Genomic DNA, 768 nt, shown 5'->3' on the forward strand with positions numbered 1-768 from the left:
ATTAATGTTTTGAAGTGTATTTGTATTCATAATAAGCTAACTCTTGCTTGCGAAATGCGGGCTCGAGACCCAGAAGACTATTCGAGTGTGATGCTTGGAGTTCTATCTGATGTTCGTTCTTGTTATCGGTCTCTCAATAGAGGAGCCAGCGTTCAATCGAACTATCAGATAGAGAACTTTAGTTGCAGCTAAAGTCTGGGTCTCACCTTACCCTGATTCGTTAGTTATTATCCATACAAGGCGTTTAAGCGGGATTCATGCCGCATGGCATTTTTGGTTTGCGGTGATTTTTGTGGTGAAAGTGTTCTGCGGAAACTTGGTTTATGCGGCATTCACCCCTTAACGCGGCGTTATGTTTAGGAAGGAGTGTTAATTTGAGAACAGAGTTAAGCGAATTTACTGGAATGTTGGAAAGATTGGTTAGAGACTCAATCTTAAGCGTATCTGGGCATGAATGGGATGAGGATTTTATTACATTAAACCTACTTAGAGACCTAAGAAAATGGGTTTTRTCGAGCACTTCTTTAGTTGGTAAAGATCTGAGAAGCAGTATCAGTTGGCAAATTTACAAGTTAAAAGGAACTCACGAAAATAATTTCGGAAGACGTTGCATTTAGCTAGTCAATATTAAACTATCGAGATGGATCTTCGTTAAACGGTTCAAGCTTTCCTTGAAGCTAAAAAACGTGATTGGCGAAAAACAACTTTTGGTGCCATGAGAATCCCTACAGGCTAAAAAATACTAAAGTAATGCGCCTAGAGCGCAAT

General features: G+C 39.6%; 1 protein-coding gene. It reads left to right on the forward strand.

All coding sequences use genetic code 11. From position 1 onward, the window contains the following. The first annotated feature begins 264 nt into the window (after positions 1 to 264). Entirely contained in the window at positions 265 to 360 is a 96-nt protein-coding gene (locus tag CIK04_RS35945) for a DUF3265 domain-containing protein (RefSeq protein WP_097353751.1), read from the forward strand. Positions 361 to 768: the final 408 nt, after the last annotated feature.

Source organism: Vibrio sp. 03_296 (assembly GCF_002265885.1).